We start from the raw sequence: 16313 nt of genomic DNA, 5'->3' as shown, positions 1-16313 counted from the left end.
CGCTGAGCCCAGCCTTCAACCGCGCAATGCGGCCGCGACGAGGCTTTGCATCGAAGTGGTCGGACGACCGATCAGCCGCCCGAGGGCGCCTCCGTCATCGAACAACGCTCCGCGTGAGGCTGCGGCGTCGGTATCGGCCAGAAGCGCAGCGAGGTCGGCCGGCAGCCCGGCCCCCGCCAACACATCCTGATAGGCGGCTTGGGAAAAATCGTTGTAGGCGATAGCCTTGCCCGACTGCCGCGAGACCTCCGCCGCAAGCTCGGCGAGCGTAAAGGCTTGGTCTGCGGCGAGCTCGTACGTCTTTCCCGCATGGTCGTCGGTCGTCAGCACCACGGCTGCGGCCTCGGCATAGTCCCGCCGCGCTGCGGACGAGAAACGCCCGTCTTTCGCGGCGCCGACGAAGGCGCCGTGCTCCAGAGCCGCCGGAAGCGCCAGCAGATGGTTCTCGGTGTACCAGCCATTGCGCAGGATGACGGCGGGAACGCCCAAGTCCGCGATGACCTCCTCCGTCTGCCGGTGCTCGATTGCGAGCGTTGCGGAAGACGTGTCGGCATGCAGCATGCTGGTGTAAGCGATCAGCGAAACTCCGGCGCGTTGGGTTGCCTCGATCACCGCCCGATGCTGCGGCAGGCGGCCGCTGACCTCGGTCGACGAAATCAGTAGCAGTTTCTGGACGCCGGCGAAGGCCGGGGCGAGCGTGTCGGGACGGTCGTAGTCCGCCTCCCTTACGATCACACCGAGCTCCGCCAGATCGCTGGCCTTTGCCGGATTGCGAACCGCCGCGACGATCCGGTCGGCGGGAATGGTCTTCAGCAGTGCCTCGATCACGAGACGGCCAAGCTGTCCTGTTGCTCCAGTTATTGCATACATCGTTCAGTCCATTTCGTGGTTGTGTGATTGGAGAGCCTTCGAATAGCGGCCATCGTTACCATTGGAAACCACGTATCTTGCGGTTACCGCCATTTTCCGGTAACCAACTGGAAACTCCTCGAGAAGGGTGTGCGATGGTTCTCAAGGCGCGAAAGAAGGTGAAGGCTCCCCCCGGCTGCCCCATGTCGAGATGCATGGCGCTGCTTGGCGGCTGCTGGACACCCGAGGTGCTCTGGTCCCTGAGCGAAGGCCCGCGTCGGTTCTCGGAACTCCGCCGCGATATCCCAGCCGTTTCGGCGAAGGTACTGACCAGCAGACTGCGGGATCTCGAGGAGCGCGGCGTCCTCGGTCGCAACGTGATGGCGACCTCGCCGCCGACGGTGGAATATGAGCTGACCTCGTTGGGGCAGGAGCTGCTGCCGGCTATCAGGTCTATCGTGGAGGTCGGGTCGCGCCTGCTGCTCGGTGATTCTGTTCTTTAGAGAATCGCGAGCACATCAGAGAATCGCGAGTTTGTGGCGTCGACACTACTTTCGGCCTGCGCTTAACAGCGAGGATGACGCTTGATGTGCGTGTTGATCTGGTGGTGGAGCAGTTCCGCCCGCCCAGGTCAGCGTTCAAAATAGATGGCCAACCTTAGCCTCGGGTCATCATTTCGGACTGAAAGATACGGAGCGCCAAAGGGTGGTAATGCGCAGTGACTTGGGCCCTCCAGGAGTCTAAGCTAGCATGCTTCTGCCAGCACGAAGAAAAACCGCCGCATGCCCCGCTTTCTTGCCGTCTACACCATGAAGCCCGAAGACCTCGCCCGCTTTCGCAGCCTGCCTAAGCCCGAGCAGGATACGATTGATGCCGTCGGCTTACAGCTGTGGGCGGACTGGGAGGAGAGAAATGCCGCATTTTTCCCCGATCGCGGCGGCATGGTCGGTAAGACGAGGCGCGTTACCAGGGACGGCATCGCCGACGCCGTGAACCCTTTCTGCGGCTATATTGTCGTCGAGGCCGATACCATCGATGCCGCCGCCCGCCTGTTCGAGAACCACCCGCATTTCACCGTCTTCCCAGGAGACGGCGTGGACATCATGCCCTTCCTCACCGACCCTGCTCCGACTTGAACATCCGCTAATCGCTTGCGATTTACCAGAAGGGGCGGCCGGCAACGCAGCCCACTCGGTCTCCCCTTGCACGCCGCCAGCCCGTCTGTTAAATACTGAACCATATGGTTCAGTATTTAATGCCCCACCTCGATGCCTCATTCGCCGCGCTCTCGGACGCCACCCGGCGCGGCGTTTTGGAGCAACTCGGACGAGCAGACGCCTCGATCACGGACCTTGCCGAAAAGTTCCACATGACCCTCACGGGCATGAAGAAGCACGTCGGCGTCTTGGAGAAGGCGGGGCTCGTCACCACGGAGAAGGTTGGGCGCGTGCGGACCTGCAAGCTTGGCCTACGCGCACTGGAGGAAGAGGCGGCATGGATCGAGAGGCACCGCCAGCTCTGGGACGCACGCTTCAACGAGTTGGACAAGGTTGTCGAGGAATTGAAACGGAAGGAGAAAGTCGATGGACGAAACAAGAGCTAGTGAGCCCACCCCCATGCAGAACCGCACGATGGTGGAACGGAAGTCCGACCGGGAGCTGGTCGTTACGCGAACCTTTGACGCGCCGGCACGCACCGTGTTCGAGGCTTGGACCAAGCCCGAGCTGTTCATGCGGTGGTGGGCACCGAAGTCGATGGGCATGTTCCTGCGTTCCTGCGAGATGGATGTTCGTGTCGGGGGCAGGTACCGTTTGGTATTCGGCCACGATGCCTCAAACCCTGACGAGTTCTTCGGTAGGTATATCGAAGTGACACCGCACTCGCGCCTCGTCTGGACCAATGACGAAGGTGGTGACGGTGGACCCATCACCACGGTGACCTTCGAGGAAATAGGTGGCAAGACGCTGCTGGTCATGCACGAGCTCTATCCCTCAAAGGAAGCTCTCGACGCTGCCGGCACCGGGGCGGCGGATGCGATGGGCGAGACGTTCGAGCAACTGGACGAGCTTCTCGTCACGCTAGGCGCGAGCGTGCGACGGTGATGAAGTCGTCGATCTCCCGGTCGGCAGCCTGGATCTTCAACTAGGCGGAAGAGAACCCCGACGAGATCGTCGCCGCCCTCTGTGAACCTACGAGGCCAATCATCAAACTCATTGAGGTTTCGCCAACTATCGGGACCAATCGAGTGATTTTCGCACCTCGCGACGTTCGGCGACGCGCTCAGGTCGTCTCAAAAAGGACCGTCACCGCCCCAGCTAAGGCATTAGCCAGAGGCCATAGCGATCGACAAGTAACCGGTGTTGCACACACTCTGCCGCAGGCGGTGTGTTGTGAGCGCTGGCGTCCACTCGATTCCTGCCGAAATTCCGGCTAGCTTGGGCGATAGATGGCTCAGTTCTGGTCGGTGAATCATAATCAGACCGCCCGTCAAGAGATTGATGGGCAGCACTTTTGGTCCCCCAAGACCGAGAGCAATGGCGCGCGAAATGAGTTCTACAACAACATGCGCCGTGCGACGCCCGGTGACCCTGTCCTTTCGTATACCGATCAAGCAATTGACTATATGCGCAGGATAGCGGAATTCGCTTTCACCGCTCGGAAACCAATCAAGTTCGGAGAGGCCTTATTGGAATCAAGAGCGATGACTTCTGCCGATCTTTTGGACACCGCTTTCCCCTTCGATCCCCAAAACAACAACGGGGAGTCTCGACCCGCTCCCGCCGAGGCGATATTCGTCAATCCATCTAGTTTCGGACTCAGGCAATCAGAAAGTTATCTGACAGGCATTCCACAGAAGTAATACAAATTGAAAATCGCGGCCTCATGTTTCAAAACCAGGATGGTTTCGAAGCCGGCGGGTCGCTCACGGTCCTCAAAGCGAGAATTCTAAGAGACGTTCAACAATGACCCAGCACGCAGAAAACGCTCGAATTCTCATGTACAGCCACGACACGTTCGGGCTCGGCCATTTGCAGCGCTGCCGGACTATCGCGCATTCGCTGGTCGAGGATTTCCGCGGACTTCAGGTGCTTATCATTTCGGGTGCGACTATCGCTGGCGCCTTCGACTACCGCGCCCGTGTCGACTTCGTGAAGATCCCCAGCGTCATCAAGCTGCGCAACGGCGAATACACCTCGCTGGAAAAGGACATCGATCTGCATGAGACGCTAAGGATGCGCCAGTCGATCATCCGCCATACAGCTGAGACCTTCCGGCCGGATATCTTCATCGTCGACAAGGAACCGCTCGGCCTGCGCGGTGAGATCGAGGACACGCTGTCCTACCTCAAGACGCGGGGCACCACTCTCGTGCTTGGCCTGCGCGAGGTAATGGATGCGCCGCATCTGCTCGAAGCAGAGTGGGCACGCAGGGATGTGATGCGCAAGATAGGCCTGTTCTACGACAAGGTCTGGGCCTATGGCCCGCCGGATTTCTACGATCCGTTGACCGGCTTGGATGTGCCGCCGGCTGTCAGGGCAAAGATGAGGTTCGTCGGTTTCCTGCAACGGAGCCTGCAGCGGAACGAGTTGCCCGGCCACCGGCCCGAGGGCGACTATATCCTCGTTACTACCGGTGGCGGCGGTGACGGCGCCGAACTGATCCACGACGTCATCGATGCCTATCAGCAGGATCCGCAATTGCAGCATAGGGCCCTGATCGTGCTTGGGCCTTACATGCCGGCGCGCAAGCGCAACAAGCTGCTCAAGAAGGGGTCCAAGATCCCCTACATCAAGATCATCGAGTTCGACAACCGCATGGAAGACCTGATTGCCGGCGCCAAGGCGGTAGTGGCGATGGGCGGTTACAACACCTATTGCGAGATACTGTCTTTCGACAAGCCGGCGCTGATCGTGCCGCGCGTCGAGCCCCGCCAGGAACAACTGATCCGCGCTCGGCGCGCAGCCGAACTTGGCCTCATCGAGATGCTTTTGCCGGAGGAAGCCAAGGATTCCCAGCGGTTTGCCGATGCACTGGTGGCGCTGCCGGACCGGCCCCACCCATCACAGAGCAATCCGCATCTGACGCTGGAAGGGCTGCCTCATATTTCCGAAATCGTCGCGGAACTGCTCGACCGGCGGGCCGGCCATCACCTTTCGGTCATTGAAGGAATGACCTGAGTTGCAACATCGCAAGATCGTCGTGGTTCTGAAGGGCTATCCGCGGCTGTCCGAAACCTTCATCGCGCAGGAATTGCTCGGTCTGGAGCGTGCAGGGTTCGACCTGATACTCGTCGCGCTCAGGCGGCCGACCGACGAAAAACGCCACCCCGTGCATGACGAGATCAAAGCGCCGGTCCATTATCTGCCGGAATATCTGCATGAAGAGCCGCTGCGCGTGCTTCGCTCGCTGTTTGCCTATCTGCTGCGGCCGTGCTTCTGGCGCACGCTCGGATCGCTGGCTGCCGATCTCCCCCACGACTTTACGCGCAATCGCGCGCGCCGCTTCGGGCAAGCGCTCGTGCTGGCGGCCGAATGGCCGGAAGACGCGGGCTGGCTGCATGCACATTTCGCGCACACACCGGCATCGGTGACGCGCTATGCCAGCCAGCTTCGTGGCCTGCCCTGGACCTGCTCGGCCCATGCCAAGGACATCTGGACTTCGGCGGACTGGGATCTGGCCGGCAAGCTTTCCTCGGCGCGCTGGACGGTCACCTGCACGAAAACCGGCTTCGACCGTCTGAAAAAACTCGCTAACGGCAACTCGTCTATACATCTGAGCTATCATGGGCTCGACCTTGATCGCTTCGGCAGTTTCGGCGAGGCGCGAAAGCAGCATGACGGCTCGGCGCCGGACGAACCGGTTGTCGTTCTGAGTGTCGGGCGCGCCGTTGAAAAGAAAGGTTACGATACGTTGCTGCAGGCCCTTGCCCTGTTGCCCGGTGATTTGGCGTGGCGTTTCGAGCATATCGGCGGCGGCGAGGAACTGGAGCGGTTCAAGGCGCTGGCGCAAAAGCTCGGACTGGATGGTCGCGTCTCTTGGAAAGGCGCGCTTGCGCAGGAGGAAGTGCTTGAGCACTACCGCCGCGCCGACATCTTCGCCCTGGCCTGCAGGATCACCGCAAATGGCGATCGTGACGGTCTGCCGAATGTTCTGGTGGAGGCGGCCAGCCAGCGGCTTGCCTGCGTGTCGACCGATATTTCCGGCGTGCCGGAGCTTTTATCGCCGGATGAAACCGGGCTGCTGGTTCCGACGGAAAACCCAATTGCCCTGGCACAGGCGCTGGAGCGCCTGATCCGTGATCCCGTACTGCGCGCCCGCCTCGGCGACGCCGCAGAGCGGCGCGTGCGCGGCAATTTCGATCATATGGCAAGCATTGGACAGCTCAAGGAACTGTTCGAGCGGGAGTGGCGGGCCGCCGAATGAAGCGGCTGCGCGCTTTCTTCTATGTCCAGCACCTGCTCGGCATCGGCCATCTTGCGCGCGCCAGCCGCATTGCGGCGGCTCTGGTCGATGACGGGTTTGACGTGACCGTCGTGACCGGCGGAGCGCCGATCGCCGGGTTTCCGGGACTCGGTGTAAAATCTGTAATCCTGCCACCTGTCACCTCCGGTGATGAAGGATTTTCCGGACTTGTCGACCTGGAGGGCAACCCGATCGACGATGATTTCAAGAAATGGCGTTCAGAGATGCTGCTGCAGGCATTCCGGGATTGCAGGCCTGATATCGTCATTCTCGAGGCGTTTCCATTTGGACGCCGACAGATGCGTTTCGAACTCTTGCCGCTGATCGAGGCCATCGACGCGACGTCGCCCAGACCGCTGCTGGCGACGTCCGTCCGTGACATCCTTCAGGAGCGCGTCAAGCCGGGCCGAAACGAGGAAACGGTCGATCTCATCAACAGGCATTTCGACCTTGTTATGGTCCACGGCGATCCGGCGTTCGCAACCATCGACAAGACATTTCCGCTGGCTGGGACGATCAGGGCCGAGGTCACCTACACAGGGCTCGTTGCCGCGCCGCCCTCACCCGCGGCCTCCGAGCGCTTCGACGTTCTGGTGTCGGTTGGCGGCGGGGCTGCCGGAAAGAGCCTTGTCAGCTCCACGATCGCAGCGGCGCGGAATGCCAACAACGCTCGGAAATGGTGTTTGATCACCGGCCCAAACCTGCCGAAAGACGAATTTGACGCGATCGCACGCGATGCCACGCCGGGCCTGTCCATCTTCCGGTTCCGCGAGGATTTCGCCAGCCTGCTGACAGGCGCCCGCCTGTCAGTCTCGCAGGCGGGTTACAACACGGTCTGCGATGTCCTGCGCGCGGGTTGTCGCTCCCTGCTCGTTCCATTTGCAGCCGGCGGGGAAACCGAACAGACGGTTCGCGCCCTGATGCTCGAAGAACTCGGTCTTGCAACGGTGCTGATGGAAAAGGACCTAACGCCTGAAGGTTTGGCGCAAGCGATCGAACAGGCGCTTGTGAGACCGACGCCATCCGCGCATCGTCTCGATCTGGAAGGCGCGCGTCGCTCCGCGCAAATCCTGCACGAGCGGTATCGAACATGGTCCCTAAAAGTGGAGCCCGGTTTCGGAAAAGCTCATGATCAAACAGACGATAGATCCTAGTCCTACTGCGTTACTGACTCAGTAGGACTAACGCACGTCGCGTCTGGTGAGTTTCGTGCGACGCGCTTCAAGTCCTGTTTTATGCATGTCGTTGTCCGAAAACCGCTACGCACTTTTGGGCGAAATACATTAAACAGTTCCAATCAGCATGAAGCGCGTATAATTTTTTGTCGGCAGTTCGCCGGAGAACCGCACCTCCCGTAGCGCCGCCATTGCTTCGAAGGTTGCAAGTGAAGCCACGCAGTTGATGTGCGTCGGCTCGCTGAAATAATCGTTCGATTGCAGCAGTACATTCGTGCCCCGCGGAAGCAGAGCAAGCCAGGCGCGCAGATCGGCTATGTGTTCGCAGCTCGTATTGACTATCAGGTCGGGCCGGACGGCCGCATAGTCGAGTGCGTACATATCTGCCGTTAGCGCCCGGAACCGGTCGCCGGCTTCCCGGTTGAGGGTCCGGGCGACCGGCGCGACTTCGGGATCGATGTCGATGCTATCGACCGCCGCGATGTCGAAGCGGGCGTCGTTGAAAAGCATTGCCGGCAATACGCCGTACCATCCACCCAGAACCCATATGCGCCCGAACCGGCCGCCGCAGCTTTCGAACAGCCTGTCGAGCGCCCACATCTTGCAGGCGACCTGCTTGTGGTTGAAGGCGTTGGCGATATCGGCCTTCGGATGCTTGGTGACGACGCGCGCCAGCCCTGCCACGAGAGGGCAGTTGACATAAGCAGCAATTCCCCGCGTGAGGTCCAAGGCTTGCTCGTGCCAGTCCATACCGGCATTGCGTGGTTGCGTGACATCCATCATATTTGTCTTGTATGTTGGGATTTCGGGCGACACAACGCAATCTTGCCTCCCGCAAGACTGTTTGATTCCGCGGACGTGATTATGCTGCAAGCCGCTTGGCTATTGCCCGGTGCCGGAGAGAGCCTGTTGCATCTGTCCGGATCATCGGCGTCCATCCGCCAGCACCAGCCGCCCAGCTGCGGCCTCGTGCTGCTCGGCTATTCGCCAACGCCCTGCGGAAGCCGCGAACCGTCTGGCCAGCTGCCTTCTTCGCTGATCAACAATGCCCATGTCGTTGTCATCGACCATGCGCCGGAACTGGATCGCGCCGCCTCGCAGGTTCCTTGCATCGTTGAGCGCAGGACAATGTCCGTGCACTGCAGCTTCGACTTTGTCGTTGGCGACGAAGAAATTGCCGATACGCCATTCGCCAGCAGGTGCGTTTACATCCTGCATCCTTTCAACTGAAGGGTCCGCAGTCGCATATGGAACCCAGCCTAGCCCGCTACATCTGGACGCACACCAAGAAGCAGCAGCTCTGGATATTGATGATCGTCGTGCTTTCGATGGTCCCGTATTTCATGTCCTTCGACCTACCGAAGCTGATCGTCAACGGCCCGATCCAAGGTAGGGGCTTCGAGCAACCGGGCGCGACCCAGCCATTCATGAGGCTACACTATAACCTGCCGTTCATTGGAGAGGTCCAGTTCTTCTCCGGTTTTCAGCTCGACCGCAAGGAGACCCTGTTTGCCCTGAGCCTTGTGTTCCTCTTGCTAGTCGTCATCAACGGCCTGTTCAAATTCTACATCAACACCTACAAGGGCCGCCTGGGCGAACGCATGCTGCGACGTATCCGCTTCGATCTGGTGGACCGTGTGCTGCGTTTTCCGCCGGTCTACTTCAAGCGGGTGAAATCCGCCGAAGTGGCGACCATGGTGAAGGACGAGGTAGAGCCGCTGGGCGGCTTCATCGGCGACGCCTTCCTGCAGCCGGTACTGCTCGGCGGCCAGGCGGTGACGGCCATGCTGTTCATCATGATCCAGAACGTCTGGCTCGGAATGATAGCGGTCGTGATCGTGGTGATCCAGATCGTACTCATCCCGCGAATGCGGCGGCGGCTGATCGTGCTCGGGCGCCAACGGCAGTTGACGGCGCGCGCGCTTTCGGGCCGGGTTGGCGAAATCGTCGACGGCATCGGCGCGGTTCACGTCCACGATACATCAAACTACGAGCGCGCCGACATAGCTGCCCGGCTCGGGCTCATCTTCAAGATCCGCTTCGATCTTTACCAATGGAAATTCATGGTGAAGTTCCTCAACAATTTTCTCGCGCAGCTCACGCCCTTTCTGTTCTATATGATCGGCGGGTATCTGGTCATCCAGGGGAGGCTGGACGTCGGCCAGCTCGTGGCCGTGATCGGCGCCTACAAGGACCTGCCCGGACCGATGAAGGAACTGATCGACTGGGATCAGGATCGGCAGGATGTCCAGGTCAAATATCAACAGGTCGTTGAACAGTTCACCGTCGAGGGTCTCATCGCGCCGAAAATCGGGGCATTGACGATCGACGATCCTGATCCGATGACCAATCCCCTATCGGCGATCAATCTGTCTATAGCAGACGATGGCGGTGCAATGCTCCTCAACCGTATCTCCCTCCAGGTCAAGCCGGGTGAGACGGTGGCGCTGGTCAGTACCGCAACAGGTGGAGCGGAGGCGCTTGCAGAAGCCTTCGCGCGGCTGAACTGGCCGGACAGCGGAAGGGTCGCTTCGGGCACCGACGACCTGCTTGAACTTCCCGAGGCAGTGACCGGCCGGCGCATGTCTTATGCCTCGTCGGATGTTTTCCTGTTCCAGGCAAGCCTCCGCGACAACCTGCTCTACGGGTTGAAGCATGCGCCGCTGACATCGGTGCCTTATGACGGTGCCGCGGCAGACCAGCACCGCTGGAATATCCACGAGGCGCGCCGGTCGGGCAATCCGGATCTCGATATCCACAGCGACTGGATCAACTATGCTTCCGCCGGGGCTACCGGCCCGCACGACCTCTTTGAAGCCGTGCGCCGGGTGCTCGACGCGGTTGTTCTGTCGCGCGACATTCTGGATCTCGGCTTGCGCTCTTCGGCCGACCTCACGCGTCACACGGAGCTTGCCAGGCGGATCGTTGAACTGCGTGCGGCGCTGCGAACCAGGCTGGAACAAGAGGGGCTGAGCGGACTGGTGGTTCCTTTCGAACCGGGCGCCTACAACAAGGAAGCAACGATCGGCCAAAACCTGCTCTTCGGCGCTGCCGCCGGCCCCGAACTGGCCGACAGGGCCCTGGCGGCCAATCCCTATTTTGCTTCTGTGCTGAGGCAAGCCGGCCTCGACCGCACGCTCTACGAAATGGGCTTGGAGATCGCCAAACAGGCGATCGAGCTGTTTGCCGACCTGCCGCCCGATCACCAGTTCTTCCAGCAGCTCGCCTTCATGAGCGCCGAGGAGATACCCGCCTACGAAACCTTGCTACAACGGCTCAAGAACCGTCCTCACGAGGCGGTTTCAGAGAACGATCGCGCCATGATCGTCACCTTGAGCTTTGCCTACATCGAGCCCCGGCATCGCTTCGGCCTGCTGAGCGACGAGCTGATGAGCAAGATCGTCGCTGCACGCAGCCGGTTCTATGAAAACCTGCCGCCCGAACTGCAAAATGCGGTCGAACGGTATGACCCTGCCAAATACATTGCCGCGGCCACCGTCATGGATAACGTCCTGTTCGGGCGTGTGGGCAACAACCATCCCGACGCACCGGACCGCATACGCTCCATCGTCTATGACATTCTTGACGAACTGGGGCTTTATGCCGAACTTCTGGATGTCGGCCTGGACTTCAACGTCGGCTCCGGCGGCAGGCGGCTGACCGGTGGACAGCGACAGAAGCTCGATGTTGCCCGGGCCCTGCTCAAGCGTCCCGATTTTCTCATTCTCAACCGGCCACTTTCGGCGCTCGACCAGCGCATGCAGGACAAGGTGCTGCGAAACGTGCTCGAGGAAGCCAGGCGCGACGGCCATTCGCCGGCAATTGTATGGGTCGTGACGAATCCGGCAATGGCGATGATGTTCGATCGCGTTATCGTCTTCGACTCGGGTCAATTGGCGGAAGACGGAACACACGAGGCACTTTTGGCAGGGAACGGTATCTTCAAGGAACTGTTGTCATAGAGCAACGGACATTCAGATGGGATCATTCTGCCGGTGCACGACATCGGGCTCGCCACCTTTCGCGTGGTTTGTCTCGCCGTCTCGAAAAGAGAATTGATTCCATCTGGGCGTCCGTTGCTCTAGTCTGGCAAACGCGAATTTTGGAAGGTTTGCGACAATGCTGCTCAAGGATGAAGTTGGAATGCTGCAACGCGTTCCCTTGTTCTCTGCCATCGAGCCGACAAAGCTCAAGCTGCTTGCGTTCACATCCGATCGTGTGAGCTACAGCGCCGGCCAGATCCTTTTCCGGCAGGGCGACGAGGGAGACGCCGCCTATGTCATCCTTTCAGGCAGGGCGGATATTCTTGTCGATTCCGACAGCGGACCGATAAAAGTTGCCGAACTGGAGCCAAATTCGATCGTTGGCGAGATTGCCATATTGTGCAACAGCTCCCGCACTGCCACCGTCAGAGCGGCAAGTCCGCTGGAAGTCCTGAGAATCCGCAAGGATCATTTCCTGAGGCTTATGAGGGAGTTCCCGGAAATGACCATCGAGATATTGCGGGTTCTTGCCGATCGCCTAAGCCATACAACCGCGGATCTGATCGACGCACGAAGCGCCAAATAACGAAGGACGTGCGCTCGATCCTCGCCGTCGTGACGGCACTGTCCTCTCGCTGAGAAGATCACCCGGAGAAAGCCTGTCTCGCCTAGCAGCAGTTGTTTGGATATGATGGGCGAAGGGGTAGCATGGACGACAACGTTTTCCTGGTCAGGTTTTGGGGTGTCCGCGGCAGCATTTCGGTATCAGGGCCAGAATTCTCTCGCTATGGCGGCAACTCAATCTGCGTCGAGATGCGATGCGGTAAGCATACGCTTCTGTTCGACGCAGGCTCTGGCCTACGGCCTGCCGGCGCGGCGCTTCAGGCGTTGGGCGTCACCGATTTCGACCTGCTTTTCACTCATTGCCATTACGATCACATCATCGGGCTGCCGTCTTTTGCGCCGATCTATGACCGGGGCGCCAAGGTTACGCTTTGGTCCGGGCATCTTGCAGGACACATGACCACCCGGCAGATGATCGATGAGTTCATGCGGCCGCCGTGGTTTCCGGTGAAACTGGAGATCAGCAAGGCAAGCCTCGACTATCGCGATTTCGTATCCGGAGACGTGCTTCGCCCGCGCGAAGGGGTGGTGGTCCGAACCGGCAGTCTTATCCATCCGGGCGGCTGCATAGGCTACCGGGTCGAATGGGGCGGCCGCGTCGTGGCGGTGATCACAGACACTGAGCACGAGCCGGACAAACTCGATCAGACGGTGCTCGGCCTGATCGAAGATGCCGACCTCGTCATTTACGATTGCACCTACACCGAGGAGGAAATGGAACGCCGCCGCGGTTACGGGCACTCGACATGGCAACAGGGCGTCAAGCTCTGTGAGGCGGCCGGTGCGCGGGGGCTTGCGCTGTTTCACCACGATCCGACACGCACCGACAAGGAACTGGACAAGATCGAGAAACTGGCCAAGGACAGGTTTACCGGCGCTTTTGCCGCGCGGGATGGCCAGACGCTCAAACTTCCAGTCTCATTGCGCAAAAAGCGCTGAGCTATTTTCCTCTAGAGCGCTTCACCGTTTCACAGAAACGGCGAAGCGCTCTATCTCTTTGTTTTGACGCAATTCCAGACGGAAAATCGTTCACACTTTTCCTGGAATTGCTCTACCGGCGCTGCGCCCGATCAATGTCCTGATCGGAAGCCATGCGCAGGCTTCAGTCCGTGCGGTGACGGCGAACAGCCGTTCGAGGAAAAGCCAGGCCGATTCATCGTGTACGAGATGGTGGGTGAGCAGACCGACCGGTTCGCCGCCATCGAATGCATGCTGCAATTGCGCGATGATAGCCTGAACCAATAGGCCGTGATCGCGGCAGCCGCGCGTGCCATGCCAATCCATGATGTCGACATTGCTGTTGATGACCGCCAGTGAAGCACGCCTCGGCGGCCCATAGACCGACAATGCCGCAAATCCTATCGATCCAAGGTCGGATACCAGGCCGGCGTCGATCCTGTTCCAGGGTGGCACCAGCATCGGAACGGTACGTGCGCCGTGCAGGCCGGTTACGTGCGACAGCCCGCGAGCCAGATCATTGAGCACCGCCTCGCGTGGCCGATGCGCGCCGAGCTCCTGCTTTTTCTGGTCCTCGGGCGCATGATTTCGGTGCGCCCAGCCATGGATGGCGACCGTGGCATGCGGCGCCTCGTCAAGCCGGACGACAAGCTTCTCATCAGTCAGGGCCGGAATGACGGCCAGAGTCACCGGAACCGCGAATTCACCGGTGAGGTCGAGCAGCCGATCAAGCGCAGGCGTCGGATCCACGGCGTCATCGTCGCGCAGCCAAAACTCTGCCTTGCGGTCTGCCCGTTGCCGGCACGCCAGTTCTTCCACCAAGGGCTGCCAGATCTGATCGGGTGTCATGAAACCGGGATCTTCGCAAGGAGTTCGGCCAGCCGCGCCACTGCAGCACCGAGCGAACGTTCTTCGAGGATGAAACGTCTGGCTTCCGCGGCCATGATGGTTCTTTCGTCGTTACGGGCCAGAAGCCTTTCAATGGCAGAAGCGAACGCCGCAACATCGCCCGGCGGGGTGAGAAACCCGGTCTGGCCATCCCGCACGACCTCCGGCACGCCGGCGATGTCCTGAGCCACCACCGGAAGGCCGGCGGCCTGTGCTTCAAGATAGGCAACGCCATAGGCCTCGCCGCAACCCGGCCAGACGTAAATTCCCCCACTGTAGAGGACATCCGGCACGGCGGCTGGCTCAATCGCGCCAAGCCATTCGATACGGGCGGCGGGCAAGCCGGCGAATTGCGCTTTGACCTCGTCACGGGCAGGCCCATCCCCGACGACCAACATGGTCCAGGGCAGGTGGCCGATCGGACCGAGCGCTTGCGCCAGCATGCGATAGCTTTCGACTTTGTCGCCCGGGCGCATCATGGCGACGGTAACGAGGCGCGTCGGACAACTCCGTGCCGGCGTTTCCCGGAATACCGATGTGTCGATGAAGGGCGAAAGCATGCCGAAAGCGGCGTCGGGAATCGCATCTGCCAGTCCCTGACGATCCCTTTGCGTGAAGCAGATGTTCAGCGCTGCCTGTTCGACGGCTCGCGCCACCAACGCTTGCGTATCGGCCCACAAACCGGTGTTGCGCCGCCTCGAATAGGAGGCTTCCGCTGTCACATAGGGGACACCAAAGGCCAACGCCAGCTCGGGCCCGATCAGGTCGGGCGCCTTGTAATAGGGATGATAGGTGAACCACAGACCGGGCTTGCCGTCACGATCCCAAAGCCTTGCCAGCCGCGCGGCTTCCTCCCGGGCCTCGATCTTGAGCGCGTCGAAACTTTTCGAATCCGGTTCGCGTAGATAGAAGCGTAATTCGGATGCTAGTTCGACGCTATGCCCTCCATGCTCCAGCGCCTTGACCAGCATCCGTGCCATCTGGCGGTCGCCGGAGGCAACGGGATGATTGGGCGACTTCAGCGGCGCGTAGAAGGCAATTCGCATCGCCGGACCCTATCATCGGAAAGCCAGCGCAAGTCAATTTCGAAGCATGATCGACTTCACCTTCAAGCAGTGGAATGTGCTATCTGATGCTCATGGAAACAGCTGCCGCGTCCGATCCGTTTGTCGCTTCCCTGCCGGTCTTCGCAAAGTTCGAAAGCGTTGCCGATATCGATAACTATCGGCCTCTCCCCGATGGCTGGGCGCTGGCCACCGCCGACATCGTCGGCTCGACCAAGGCGATCGGGGCTGGGCGCTATAAAACCGTCAATATGGCCGGTGCCAGCGTCATTTCGGCGCTGCTCAATGCGCTGGGTCGGCAAGATCTTCCCTTTGTCTTCGGCGGCGACGGCGCGCTCGTGGCATTTCCCGGCTCGGCGCTGGAGATCACCCGCAACGCGCTGGCGGCTGTCCAGAGATGGGTGGCGGACGAACTCGACCTGACCTTGCGTGCCGCAATCGTGCCGATAAAGGATATCAGAGCGCAAGGCCTCGACGTTCGCGTGGCGAGGTTCCAGGCCTCCGAAGCGGTCTTCTATGCCATGTTCGCCGGCGGTGGCGGCAGTTGGGCGGAAGCCGAGATGAAAGCGGGGCGCTACCGCATCGATCCAGCGCCGGCCGGCGCGCGGCCGGATCTGACCGGCCTCTCGTGCCGCTGGAACCCGATCGAAGCCCGGAATGGCGAAATCGTCTCGATCATAGCCATACCGGGGGCGTCGCGCGACTTGCGCGGTTTTCAGTTTCTGGTTTCCGACATCATCGCCCTTGCCGGCAGGCAGGAACGCGATGGCCACCCGGTGCCGGTGAACGGACCGGACTACAGTTTGCTGCCCGCCGGCCTCGATATCGAGGCGCGCGCCACGGCGCCGGCAGGACGGCGATGGCTGTCGAAGCTGTGGATAGTGTTCCTGATGACGCTTACGGCTGTTACCGATAGATATGGCTGGACAATCGGCAAATTCGATCCGAAGATCTACAAACGCGACGTGGCCAGCAATTCGGATTTCCGGAAGTTCGACGACGGCTTGAAGATGACCATCGACGTTGACGCGGATGTGTTGCAACGGATCGAGAACCGGCTGAAACAGGCGGAAGAAGCGGGCATCTGCAACTATGGCCTGCACCGCCAGAAATCGGCCTTGATGACATGCCTCGTCGCCTCGCCGCTGCAGCGCGATCACGTTCATTTCATCGATGGCGCCGCCGGCGGCTATGCGATGGCTGCAGCAAGCCTGAAGGCGAAGGTGCCGGTCTGACAGCTTGCGGACATCGATTTTCCGCAATATGCCTCGGGGTTCTTGGGACCAAGTGAGCCTCGCCATGGAAGCGGA

Annotated in this window: 17 protein-coding genes; 13 read left to right on the top strand and 4 right to left on the bottom strand. The window is 60.4% G+C overall.

What is annotated here, in order from left to right; translation table 11 throughout:
• Nucleotides 1-15 precede the first annotated feature (15 nt).
• Nucleotides 16-870, bottom strand: a complete 855-nt coding sequence (locus NKH71_RS17910; RefSeq protein WP_352493880.1) for an SDR family oxidoreductase — start codon at nt 868-870, stop codon at nt 16-18.
• A gap of 194 nt (nt 871-1064) precedes the next feature.
• Between NKH71_RS17910 and NKH71_RS17905 the strand changes: the two genes are divergently transcribed.
• The 8 genes from NKH71_RS17905 (at nt 1065) to NKH71_RS17870 (ending at nt 7466) form a co-directional block, all read left to right on the top strand.
• Nucleotides 1065-1352, top strand: a complete 288-nt coding sequence (locus NKH71_RS17905) for a winged helix-turn-helix transcriptional regulator (protein WP_245278483.1) — start codon at nt 1065-1067, stop codon at nt 1350-1352.
• A 279-nt stretch (nt 1353-1631) separates the two neighbouring features.
• Nucleotides 1632-1985: a hypothetical protein gene (locus tag NKH71_RS17900; protein ID WP_023716542.1), complete on the top strand. Its 354-nt coding sequence runs from the start codon at nt 1632-1634 to the stop codon at nt 1983-1985.
• A gap of 104 nt (nt 1986-2089) precedes the next feature.
• Nucleotides 2090-2452 (top strand): ArsR/SmtB family transcription factor, encoded by a 363-nt coding sequence (locus tag NKH71_RS17895; protein WP_023716541.1) that lies wholly within the window; start codon nt 2090-2092, stop codon nt 2450-2452.
• Nucleotides 2433-2951 (top strand): SRPBCC family protein, encoded by a 519-nt coding sequence (locus NKH71_RS17890; RefSeq protein ID WP_352590452.1) that lies wholly within the window; start codon nt 2433-2435, stop codon nt 2949-2951. The genes NKH71_RS17895 and NKH71_RS17890 overlap by 20 nt, the downstream gene beginning before the upstream one ends.
• Before the next feature lie 344 nt (nt 2952-3295).
• Nucleotides 3296-3709 (top strand): hypothetical protein, encoded by a 414-nt coding sequence (locus NKH71_RS17885; protein WP_352895218.1) that lies wholly within the window; start codon nt 3296-3298, stop codon nt 3707-3709.
• A 103-nt stretch (nt 3710-3812) separates the two neighbouring features.
• The gene (locus tag NKH71_RS17880) at nt 3813-5027 is read left to right on the top strand and encodes a glycosyltransferase family protein (protein ID WP_023716538.1); all 1215 of its coding nucleotides are present in this window, start codon (nt 3813-3815) and stop codon (nt 5025-5027) included.
• Between the two features lies 1 nt (nt 5028).
• Nucleotides 5029-6273 (top strand): glycosyltransferase, encoded by a 1245-nt coding sequence (locus NKH71_RS17875; protein WP_352482310.1) that lies wholly within the window; start codon nt 5029-5031, stop codon nt 6271-6273.
• The gene (locus NKH71_RS17870) at nt 6270-7466 is read left to right on the top strand and encodes a glycosyltransferase family protein (protein WP_352482311.1); all 1197 of its coding nucleotides are present in this window, start codon (nt 6270-6272) and stop codon (nt 7464-7466) included. The genes NKH71_RS17875 and NKH71_RS17870 overlap by 4 nt, the downstream gene beginning before the upstream one ends.
• Nucleotides 7467-7595: 129 nt before the next feature.
• Here NKH71_RS17870 and NKH71_RS17865 read toward each other — a convergent pair whose 3' ends face one another.
• Nucleotides 7596-8267 (bottom strand): class I SAM-dependent methyltransferase, encoded by a 672-nt coding sequence (locus NKH71_RS17865; RefSeq protein ID WP_031193291.1) that lies wholly within the window; start codon nt 8265-8267, stop codon nt 7596-7598.
• Between NKH71_RS17865 and NKH71_RS17860 the strand changes: the two genes are divergently transcribed.
• The 4 genes from NKH71_RS17860 (at nt 8253) to NKH71_RS17845 (ending at nt 13033) form a co-directional block, all read left to right on the top strand.
• On the top strand, nt 8253-8717 hold the full coding sequence (locus NKH71_RS17860; RefSeq protein ID WP_352482312.1) for a hypothetical protein: 465 nt from the start codon (nt 8253-8255) through the stop codon (nt 8715-8717). The two genes, NKH71_RS17865 and NKH71_RS17860, sit on opposite strands and share 15 nt — an antisense overlap.
• A 17-nt stretch (nt 8718-8734) precedes the next feature.
• Nucleotides 8735-11449: an ABC transporter transmembrane domain-containing protein gene (locus tag NKH71_RS17855; protein ID WP_352482313.1), complete on the top strand. Its 2715-nt coding sequence runs from the start codon at nt 8735-8737 to the stop codon at nt 11447-11449.
• Nucleotides 11450-11606: 157 nt separating this feature from the next.
• On the top strand, nt 11607-12056 hold the full coding sequence (locus NKH71_RS17850; protein ID WP_254023581.1) for a cyclic nucleotide-binding domain-containing protein: 450 nt from the start codon (nt 11607-11609) through the stop codon (nt 12054-12056).
• A 122-nt stretch (nt 12057-12178) separates the two neighbouring features.
• On the top strand, nt 12179-13033 hold the full coding sequence (locus NKH71_RS17845; RefSeq protein ID WP_352482314.1) for an MBL fold metallo-hydrolase: 855 nt from the start codon (nt 12179-12181) through the stop codon (nt 13031-13033).
• A gap of 90 nt (nt 13034-13123) precedes the next feature.
• Here the strand turns inward: NKH71_RS17845 and NKH71_RS17840 are convergent, their stop codons facing one another.
• Entirely contained in the window at nt 13124-13900 is a 777-nt protein-coding gene (locus NKH71_RS17840; protein ID WP_352895217.1) for a polysaccharide deacetylase family protein, read from the bottom strand.
• A complete protein-coding gene (locus NKH71_RS17835) occupies nt 13897-14985 on the bottom strand; it encodes a glycosyltransferase family 4 protein (protein ID WP_352482317.1) in 1089 nt (362 codons plus the stop codon). The genes NKH71_RS17840 and NKH71_RS17835 overlap by 4 nt, the downstream gene beginning before the upstream one ends.
• 92 nt (nt 14986-15077) lie before the next feature.
• Between NKH71_RS17835 and NKH71_RS17830 the strand changes: the two genes are divergently transcribed.
• A complete protein-coding gene (locus NKH71_RS17830; protein ID WP_352482493.1) occupies nt 15078-16238 on the top strand; it encodes a DUF3095 domain-containing protein in 1161 nt (386 codons plus the stop codon).
• Nucleotides 16239-16313 lie beyond the last annotated feature (75 nt).

The organism is Mesorhizobium sp. M0983 (assembly GCF_040318975.1).
Lineage (GTDB): Bacteria > Pseudomonadota > Alphaproteobacteria > Rhizobiales > Rhizobiaceae > Mesorhizobium.
Note: the sequence above shows the minus strand (reverse complement) of the source record. Positions and strands in the feature narration are given on the sequence as shown.

Excerpts from the sequence above, each read along its gene's own strand:
- NKH71_RS17910 (WP_352493880.1), bottom strand. The coding sequence starts at position 870 with ATGTATGCAATAACTGGAGCAACAGGACAGCTTGGCCGTCTCGTGATC.
- NKH71_RS17905 (WP_245278483.1), top strand. The coding sequence starts at position 1,065 with ATGGCGCTGCTTGGCGGCTGCTGGACACCCGAGGTGCTCTGGTCCCTG.
- NKH71_RS17900 (WP_023716542.1), top strand. The coding sequence starts at position 1,632 with ATGCCCCGCTTTCTTGCCGTCTACACCATGAAGCCCGAAGACCTCGCC.
- NKH71_RS17895 (WP_023716541.1), top strand. The coding sequence starts at position 2,090 with ATGGTTCAGTATTTAATGCCCCACCTCGATGCCTCATTCGCCGCGCTC.
- NKH71_RS17890 (WP_352590452.1), top strand. The coding sequence starts at position 2,433 with ATGGACGAAACAAGAGCTAGTGAGCCCACCCCCATGCAGAACCGCACG.
- NKH71_RS17885 (WP_352895218.1), top strand. The coding sequence starts at position 3,296 with ATGGCTCAGTTCTGGTCGGTGAATCATAATCAGACCGCCCGTCAAGAG.
- NKH71_RS17880 (WP_023716538.1), top strand. The coding sequence starts at position 3,813 with ATGACCCAGCACGCAGAAAACGCTCGAATTCTCATGTACAGCCACGAC.
- NKH71_RS17870 (WP_352482311.1), top strand. The coding sequence starts at position 6,270 with ATGAAGCGGCTGCGCGCTTTCTTCTATGTCCAGCACCTGCTCGGCATC.
- NKH71_RS17865 (WP_031193291.1), bottom strand. The coding sequence starts at position 8,267 with ATGGATGTCACGCAACCACGCAATGCCGGTATGGACTGGCACGAGCAA.
- NKH71_RS17855 (WP_352482313.1), top strand. The coding sequence starts at position 8,735 with ATGGAACCCAGCCTAGCCCGCTACATCTGGACGCACACCAAGAAGCAG.
- NKH71_RS17850 (WP_254023581.1), top strand. The coding sequence starts at position 11,607 with ATGCTGCTCAAGGATGAAGTTGGAATGCTGCAACGCGTTCCCTTGTTC.
- NKH71_RS17845 (WP_352482314.1), top strand. The coding sequence starts at position 12,179 with ATGGACGACAACGTTTTCCTGGTCAGGTTTTGGGGTGTCCGCGGCAGC.
- NKH71_RS17840 (WP_352895217.1), bottom strand. The coding sequence starts at position 13,900 with ATGACACCCGATCAGATCTGGCAGCCCTTGGTGGAAGAACTGGCGTGC.
- NKH71_RS17835 (WP_352482317.1), bottom strand. The coding sequence starts at position 14,985 with ATGCGAATTGCCTTCTACGCGCCGCTGAAGTCGCCCAATCATCCCGTT.
- NKH71_RS17830 (WP_352482493.1), top strand. The coding sequence starts at position 15,078 with ATGGAAACAGCTGCCGCGTCCGATCCGTTTGTCGCTTCCCTGCCGGTC.